This window comes from Roseomonas sp. 18066, assembly GCF_902706185.1.
Classification (GTDB): domain Bacteria; phylum Pseudomonadota; class Alphaproteobacteria; order Acetobacterales; family Acetobacteraceae; genus Pseudoroseomonas.
On record NZ_CACSJM010000213.1, the window covers coordinates 1 to 8,273 of the forward strand.

Annotated in this window: 6 protein-coding genes; all 6 read right to left on the minus strand. The window is 69.5% G+C overall.

Features of this window, described 5'->3' with window-relative positions; translation table 11 throughout:
* Positions 1-346 precede the first annotated feature (346 nt).
* Positions 347-1,618 (minus strand): threonine ammonia-lyase, encoded by a 1,272-nt coding sequence (locus GVN67_RS26790; RefSeq protein WP_235035543.1) that lies wholly within the window; start codon positions 1,616-1,618, stop codon positions 347-349.
* Between the two features lies 1 nt (position 1,619).
* The gene (gene greA, locus GVN67_RS26795) at positions 1,620-2,093 is read right to left on the minus strand and encodes a transcription elongation factor GreA (RefSeq protein WP_160000375.1); all 474 of its coding nucleotides are present in this window, start codon (positions 2,091-2,093) and stop codon (positions 1,620-1,622) included.
* Positions 2,094-2,312: 219 nt separating this feature from the next.
* Positions 2,313-5,558 (minus strand): carbamoyl-phosphate synthase large subunit, encoded by a 3,246-nt coding sequence (carB, locus tag GVN67_RS26800; RefSeq protein ID WP_160000376.1) that lies wholly within the window; start codon positions 5,556-5,558, stop codon positions 2,313-2,315.
* Positions 5,559-5,653: 95 nt separating this feature from the next.
* Positions 5,654-6,286, minus strand: a complete 633-nt coding sequence (locus GVN67_RS26805; RefSeq protein WP_160000377.1) for a LysE family translocator — start codon at positions 6,284-6,286, stop codon at positions 5,654-5,656.
* Positions 6,287-6,292: 6 nt separating this feature from the next.
* Positions 6,293-7,045 carry an SDR family NAD(P)-dependent oxidoreductase gene (locus GVN67_RS26810; protein ID WP_235035545.1) on the minus strand — a complete coding sequence of 251 codons (753 nt, stop codon included), beginning with the start codon at positions 7,043-7,045 and terminating at the stop codon, positions 6,293-6,295.
* Between the two features lie 44 nt (positions 7,046-7,089).
* A partial coding sequence (carA, locus tag GVN67_RS26815) for a glutamine-hydrolyzing carbamoyl-phosphate synthase small subunit (RefSeq protein WP_160000379.1) occupies positions 7,090-8,273 on the minus strand: 1,184 nt, incomplete at its 5' end.

The following is an 8,273-nucleotide window of genomic DNA, read 5'->3' on the forward strand; positions in this document are numbered from 1 at the left end:
CCCTGATCGCCATCGCCCGCAAGCTGCTCACCATCCTCAATGCCATCCTCCAAAGCTCAACACCCTGGAGAACCACAACCTCCGCGAAGGAGCAGACCGCTTGACACCCAAGACAGTCGCTTCTTTTTTCTATTCTGTTGGCCGTTTGATGGGCAGCGCCCGGCCACAAGCGACACCAGGGCAGCGCGGCGGGACGCCGTTTTATTAAAATCAGCGCCGGCTCACAGGTCGCGCCCTGGCTGGGCCGTTTAGCCGGCCGTCCCCACGTGGACACGGCAGTCACCCCAGAAAAAAGATGGGGGTCCAGGGGGAATTCATTCCCCCTGGCCTTTTCCCTGTCTTTTCTTCAGCCCCGCCGCACCACGTAATCGCCCGCTTCCATCGCCGCGATGATGGCATTGCCCTGGGCGGCGTCGCGCACTTCGATCATCAGCTCCAGCTCGGTCGACTGCACGGTCGGCGCGCCGAAGAGCTGCTGGTGCTTCACCTCGATCACGTTGCCCCCGGCATCCGAGATCCGCTTCGAGATATCCGCCAGCACGCCGGGCCGGTCGGGGATGTCGAAGGTCAGGCGCAGGATGCGGCCGTCGCGCAGCAGCTGGCGCAGCAGCACGTTGGACAGCGCCCGGGCGTCGATATTGCCGCCGCAGACCGGCGTGCCCACGCGCTTGCCGGCGAAGCGGGCAGGGTGGGTCAGCAGGGCGGCCACGCCCGCGGCGCCGGCGCCCTCGGCCACCACCTTGGCGCCCTCGGCCAGCAGGGCGACCGCCTGCTCCACGGCGCGCTCGGGCACCACCAGCACCTCGATGCCCAGGTGCTTCAGCAGGGCATAGGGGCGCTCGCCGACATCGCGCACGGCGATGCCCTCGGCGATGGTCGGACCGCCGACGGCGACCGGCTGGCCGGCCAGGCGCTGGGCCATGGCCGGATAGCCCTCGACCTCGACGCCATAGACGGTCAGCGAGGGCTTCAGCTCCAGCGCCGCGGCGGCGCAGCCGGCCAGCAGGCCGCCGCCACCCACCGGGAAGACCAGCGTGTCGAGGCCGGGCACGTCTTCCAGCATCTCGATCGCCATGGTGCCCTGGCCGGCCATCACCCCGGGGTCGTCATAGGGGTGGATGAAGGTCAGGCCGTCGCGCAGCGCCAGCGCATGGGCATGGGCGGCGGCCTCGGCCAGGGTCTCGCCGTGCAGCACCACCTCGGCGCCCCAGCTCTCGGTGCGGACGACCTTGGTGGCGGGGGTGAAGCGCGGCATGACGATGGTGGCGCGGATGCCCAGCAGCTGGGCATGGCGGGCCACCGCCTGGGCATGGTTGCCGGCCGACATGGCGATGACGCCGGTCGACTTCTCCCGCGTCGTCAGCAGCGCCAGGCGGTTGGCGGCGCCGCGCTCCTTGAAGGCGCCGGTGGCCTGCAGGTTGTCCAGCTTCAGCCAGGCCTCGCAGCCGGCGGCGCGGCCGATGACGGGGGCCGGGACCATGGGAGTGCGCAGCACCGCGCCCTTGATGCGGGCGGCGGCCTCGCGCACGTCGGCGAGGCTGATGGAGGGCGGCGCCGGCAGCTCGGCTGCCAGGCCGCCGGCGGGCAGCGCGACGCCGCCCAGGCCACGGCTGGTCATGTCAGGTGAAGCGGATCTTGGCGATCTCATAGGCGCGGGCGCCACCGGGCGCCGGCACCTCGACGGAATCGCCGGCCTTCTTGCCGAGCAGCGCCTTGGCCAGCGGCGAGGAGATCGAGACCGAGCCGAGCTTGGTGTCTGCCTCATGCGCGCCGATGATGCGGTAGGTCTTCTCCTCCTCGCTCTCCTCGTCGATGATCGTGACATAGGCGCCGAAGCGGACCTGGTCGCCGGCCAGCTTGGCGATGTCCATCACCTCGACCGAGGGGACGACCGATTCGAGCTCGGCGATGCGGCCTTCGATGAAGGACTGGCGCTCGCGCGCCGCGTGGTACTCGGCATTCTCGGACAGGTCGCCATGTTCGCGCGCCTCGGCGATCGCCCGGATGACGGCGGGGCGTTCTTCCGACTTCAGGTGCCGCAGCTCGTCCTCAAGCTTGGCGAGGCCCTCGGCGGTCATCGGGAACTTCTGCACGGCAGTCCCTTCCTTCATACACGGCAAAGCCGCCGGACGATGCGCCCGGCGGCATGGCGGCGCCGGGGATCCGGCGCCGATGGAAAACCAGAACCGGGCGGTGCCCGCTGGAAAGAGCAGCCTCGTTCCCCGGGACCCCGATCCTGGGCCCGGGCTTCACCCAAGGGGAAGAACCGCAGCGGGCGGGACCGGGTCACCCCGGTCCCGCCCCGCTCCGCCTCAGAACGAAGGGGGAAAGTAGGCCTGGAGCGGCGCCACATCAAGGGTTCCGGCCTTCAGCGCCGCGATCGCATGCACCGCCGCCCGGGCACCGGCCATGGTGGTGTAGTGCGGGATGCCATGGGTCAGCGCGCCGCGGCGGATGTCGAAGCTGTCGGCGATGGCCTGGCCGGTCCCGGTGGTGTTGATCACCATCTGGATCTCGCCGTTGCGGATGGCGTCCACGCAATGCGGCCGGCCTTCCATCACCTTGTTCACCACGGAGACGGCGAGGCCCGCCTCGCGCAGGGCGGCCGCGGTGCCGCGGGTGGCCAGCACCTGGAAGCCCATGTCGATCAGCCGGCGGGTGAAGGAGATGGCCGCCTTCTTGTCGCCTTCCTTGACCGAGACGAAGACCGCCCCGCTCTCCGGCAGCTTGACGCCGGCGCCGAGCTGGCTCTTGGCGAAGGCGCGCTCGAAGGAGGCGTCGAGGCCCATCACCTCGCCGGTCGACTTCATTTCCGGGCCGAGGATGACATCGACATTGGGGAAGCGGTTGAACGGGAAGACCGCTTCCTTGACCGCGACGTGGCGGCTGATCGCCTCGTCATCCAGCTTGAACTCGGACAGCCTGGCGCCGGCCATGACGCGGGCGCCGATCTTGGCGACCGCGACGCCGGTGGCCTTGGCGACGAAGGGCACCGTGCGGGAAGCGCGCGGGTTCACCTCGAGGACAAAGATCTCGCCGTCCTTGACCGCGTACTGGACGTTCATCAGGCCGCGCACCTGCAGCGCCCGGGCCATGGCCTCGGTCTCGGCCTTCAGCTCGGTGATGACGGAGGGCGGCAGCGAATAGGGCGGCAGCGAGCAGGCGCTGTCGCCGGAATGGATGCCGGCTTCCTCGATATGCTCCATGACGCCGGCGACATAGACCTCGCCCGCCGCGTCGCAGATGCAGTCGACATCGACCTCGATCGCGTCCTGCAGGTACTGGTCGATCAGGATCGGGTTGTCGCCCGAGACCTTCACCGCCTCCTGGCCGAAGCGCAGCAGCTGCTCCTTGTTGTAGGCGATCTCCATGGCGCGGCCGCCGAGCACGTAGGAGGGGCGGACGACGACCGGGTAGCCGATGCGATCCGCCTCGACCAGCGCCTCGTCGAGGGTGCGGACGATGCCGTTCTGCGGCTGCTTCAGGCCGAGGCCCTTCAGCAGCTGCTGGAAGCGCTCGCGGTCCTCGGCGATGTCGATGGCCTCGGCGCTGGTGCCCAGGATCGGGATGCCGGCCTTGTGCAGCGCCTGGCTCAGCTTCAGCGGCGTCTGGCCGCCATACTGCACGATGCAGCCCAGGATCTCTCCGGCCTCCTGCTCCTTGCGGATCAGGCTGATGACGTCCTCGGCGGTCAGCGGCTCGAAATACAGCCGGTCGGAGGTGTCGTAGTCGGTCGACACCGTCTCCGGGTTGCAATTGACCATGATGGTCTCGAAGCCGGCCTCGTTCAGCGCGTAGCAGGCATGGACGCAGCAATAGTCGAACTCGATGCCCTGGCCGATCCGGTTCGGACCGCCGCCGAGGATGATGATCTTCTTGGCGGTGGTGGGGCGCGACTCACACTCGGGCGTGCCGAAGCCGCCCTCGTAGGTCGAGTACATGTAGGGGGTGTCGGAGGAGAACTCGGCGGCGCAGGTGTCGATCCGCTTGTAGACCGGCAGCACGCCGAGGCCGAGGCGGTGCGTCATGACCGCGGCCTCGCTCTGCCCGGTCAGCACCGCCAGGCGCTTGTCGGCGAAGCCCATGGCCTTGAGGCGGCGCAGGCCGGTCGTGTCCTGCGGCAGGCCCTCGGCGCGCACGCCTTCCTCGGCCTGCACGATCTTCTCGATCTCGCGCAGGAACCACGGCTCGAAGCGGCAGGCCTCGTGGATTTCCTCGACCGTCAGCCCGGCGCGCAGCGCCTGGGCGACGTTCAGCACGCGGTCCGGCTTCGGCGTCGCCAGCGAGGCGATATGCGCCTCCTTCGAGCCGTCGCCCGGCGGCGGCAGGTCGTCGAGGCCCGACAGCCCGGTCTCCAGGCTGCGCAGCCCCTTCTGCAGGGCTTCCGCGAAGGAGCGGCCGATCGCCATGGCCTCGCCCACCGACTTCATCGAGGTGGTGAGCGTCGCGGGGGTGCCCGGGAACTTCTCGAAGGTGAAGCGGGGGATCTTGACGACGACATAGTCGATGGTCGGCTCGAAGGCGGCCGGCGTCACCATGGTGATGTCGTTCTTCAGCTCGTCCAGCGTGTAGCCGACGGCGAGCTTGGCGGCGATCTTGGCGATCGGGAAGCCGGTGGCCTTCGACGCCAGCGCCGAGCTCCGCGAGACGCGCGGGTTCATCTCGATGACGACCATGCGGCCATCGACCGGGTTGATGCCGAACTGCACGTTGGAGCCGCCGGTATCGACGCCGATCTCGCGCAGGCAGGCGATCGAGGCGTCGCGCATCCGCTGGTATTCTTTGTCGGTCAGCGTCAGCGCCGGGGCGACGGTCACCGAGTCACCCGTGTGGACGCCCATCGGGTCCAGGTTCTCGATCGAGCAGACGATGATGCAGTTGTCCGCGGTGTCGCGGACCACCTCCATCTCGAATTCCTTCCAGCCCAGCACCGACTCTTCGATCAGCACTTCGCTGGTCATCGAGGCGGAGAGGCCGGCGGTGACGATCTGCTCGAACTCTTCCCGGTTGTAGGCGATGCCGCCGCCGGTGCCGCCGAGGGTGAAGCTGGGGCGGATGACGCAGGGCAGCTTCACCAGCTCCATGCCGGCGCGGGCCTCTTCCATCGTGTGGGCGATGTGGCTGCGCGGGCTCTCGATGCCGATCTTGGTCATGGCATCACGGAACTTGAGGCGATCCTCGGCCTTGTCGATGACCTCGGCCTTGGCGCCGATCAGCTCGCAGCCGTACTTCTCGAGGATGCCGGCCTCGGCCAGCTTCAGCGAGGTGTTGAGCGCGGTCTGGCCGCCCATGGTCGGCAGCAGCGCGTCCGGGCGCTCCTTGGCGATGATCTTTTCCACCATCTCGACCGTGATCGGCTCGATGTAGGTGGCATCCGCCAGGCCCGGATCGGTCATGATCGTGGCCGGGTTCGAGTTCACCAGGATCACCCGGTAGCCTTCCGCCCGCAGCGCCTTGCAGGCCTGGGCGCCGGAATAGTCGAACTCGCAGGCCTGGCCGATGACGATCGGGCCGGCGCCGATGATCAGGATGGATTTGATGTCGGTGCGCTTCGGCATGTCAGGTCGCTCATTCGGTTGGGCGGGCCGGGGGTGAAGCCGGCCGGCGGGCCGCGAAGGAAATCGGGTCGAAACTCAGGAAAACCGGCAGAAACTCATCGCTTGCTCTGCAGGGCCAGGCTGATGGCCAGCCCGCCCAGCGCGCCGCCCATGATCCAGCGCTGCAGCGCCGCCCAGCGCGGGCGGCGGGTGAAGAAGCGGGCGACGCCGCCGGCGCCGACCACCAGCGCCGCATCGGCGATGGTGGCCACCGTGATCTGCACCAGCCCGAGCGTGACGCCCTGCCAGAACAGCGAGCCCAGCGCCGGGTCCATGAAGGGCGGCATGACGGCGACGTAGAAGATCGCCACCTTGGGGTTCAGCAGCGCGGTGGCGGTGCCGACGGCGAAGAGCTTGCCGTCGCGCTCCGGCGCCAGGGCGCGCGGCGCGAACAGCGGCTGGCCGCCCGGCCGCAGGCTCTGCCAGGCGAGCCAGCCGAGATAGGCCGCACCGCCCAGCCGCAGCACGTCATAGGCATAGGGCACGGCCAGCAGGGCCGCGGTCACGCCGGCGGCGGCGCCCAGCATGATCACCAGGCTGCCCGCCTGGCACCCGGCCAGCGAGACCAGCCCGGCCCGCGGCCCCTGCGCCACCGAGCGCGACACCAGGTAGAGCATGTTCGGTCCCGGCGTGATGGCCAGGCCCAGCGCCAGGATCGAGAAGGTCAGCAGGGTGGTGGCAGGCAGCATGGCGCGTCAGCCGTGCACCGACATGCCGCCATCCACGGGGATGGCGGTGCCGGTGACGAAGGCGGCCGCGTCGCTGGCGAGAAACGCCGCGATGCCGGAGAAATCGGCCGGCAGGCCCCAGCGCTTCTGCGGCGTGCGGGCCAGGACATTGGCGTTCAGCTGCGGCATGTCGCGCTTGGCGCCGGCCGTCAGCTCGGTCTCGATCCAGCCGGGCAGCAGGGCGTTGGCGGTGATGCCGTCCGGGCCCCAGGCGACGGCCAGGCTGCGCACATACTGCACGATGCCGCCCTTGCTGGCGCCATAGGCCGGCGACAGCGGCAGGCCGAAGATCGACATCATCGAGCCGATGCAGATCACCCGCCCATGCCCGCTGGCCTTCAGCTGCGGATAGGCGGCGCGCGTCAGCCGCATCACGCTGGTCAGGTTGGTGTCGATGACGGTCGCCCAGTCCTCGTCCGTCACCTCCTGCGGCAGGCGGCGGATATTGGTCCCGGCATTGTTGACCAGGATGTCGAGGCGGCCGTCGGTGCGGTCCAACACCTCGGCGAGCGCACGGGCAGGGGCGTCGGCCGGCGTCAGGTCGGCGATGACCGAAAAGGAATCGCCGCCGAGCTCGGCGATGGCGGCCGCGTTCTTGGCCGCGTTGCGGCCGACCACGGCGATGCGCGCCCCGGCCGCGGCCAGGCCACGCGCCATGCCCAGGCCGATGCCGCCATTGCCGCCGGTGACCAGCGCCACGCGGCCCGTCAGATCGAACATCCCAGCCATCCGTGTCTCTCCCTCGCCTGGCGGCCGCTGGAGGATCAGGCCGCCTTGTGCTTCTCGATCATCTCGACAAAGCGGTGGAAGAGATAGTGGCTGTCCGACGGGCCGGGGCTCGCCTCCGGGTGGTACTGCACCGAGAAGGCGGGGCGGTCGGTCGCCGCGATCCCTTCGTTCGAATGGTCGAACAGCGAGACATGGGTGACCTGGACATTCGCCGGCAGCGACTTTTCGTCGACCGCGAAGCCATGGTTCTGGCTGGTGATCTCGACCCGGCCGGTGGTCAGGTCCTGCACCGGCTGGTTGGCGCCGCGGTGGCCGCGCTCCAGCTTGAAGGTCTTGCCGCCGAGGGCCAGGGCCAGCAGCTGGTGGCCGAGGCAGATGCCGAAGACCGGCTTGCCGGCGTTCAGCACGCCCTGGATGGCCGGCACCGCATAGACGCCGGTCGCCGCCGGGTCGCCGGGGCCATTGGACAGAAAAACGCCATCCGGGTTCTGCGCCAGGATCTGCTCGGCGGTGGCGTCGGCCGGCAGCACGGTGACGTCGCAGCCGGCATCGGCCAGGCAGCGCAGGATGTTGCGCTTGGCGCCGTAGTCGATGGCGACCACCTTGTGCTTCTTGGCTGGCGTCAGGTTGTAGCCCTGGCCCCAGGACCACAGCCCCTCGCTCCAGCCATAGGACTGGCGGCAGGTCACTTCCTTCGCCAGGTCCATGCCCTCAAGCCCCGGCCAGCCGGCGGCGGCGGCCTTCAGCGCGGGGACGTCGAAGCGGCCATCGGCGGGGAAGGACAGCACGCCGTTCGGCGCGCCGCCGTCGCGGATGCGCGCCGTCAGCGCCCGGGTGTCGATGCCGGCGATGCCCGGGATGCCGAAGCTCTTCAGCCAGGCGTCCAGGTGCTTCGTCGCGCGGTAATTGGCCGGCTCGGTCACGTCCAGCTTCACCACCAGGCCGCGCGCGGCCGGGGTGATGCTCTCCAGGTCTTCCTGGTTGGCGCCGACATTGCCGATATGCGGGAAGGTGAAGGTGATGATCTGCCCGGCATAGGACGGATCGGTCAGGGTCTCCTGATACCCCGTCATGCCGGTGTTGAAGCAGATCTCGCCGACGCCCTTCTCGCCGCCGGGGACGGTGTGCGCGCCGAAGCCGCGGCCCCAGAAGACGCGGCCATCGGCCAGCACCAGGGCGGCGGTGGCGCCGGCGGGCGGCTGGTCGGCGTCGGTGGGGG

Bases quoted from the DNA above. Each gene is read 5' to 3' on its own strand.
- GVN67_RS26810 (WP_235035545.1), bottom strand. From the start codon at position 7,045: ATGTTCGATCTGACGGGCCGCGTGGCGCTGGTCACCGGCGGCAATGGC.
- GVN67_RS26805 (WP_160000377.1), bottom strand. From the start codon at position 6,286: ATGCTGCCTGCCACCACCCTGCTGACCTTCTCGATCCTGGCGCTGGGC.
- carB (WP_160000376.1), bottom strand. From the start codon at position 5,558: ATGCCGAAGCGCACCGACATCAAATCCATCCTGATCATCGGCGCCGGC.
- GVN67_RS26790 (WP_235035543.1), bottom strand. From the start codon at position 1,618: ATGACCAGCCGTGGCCTGGGCGGCGTCGCGCTGCCCGCCGGCGGCCTG.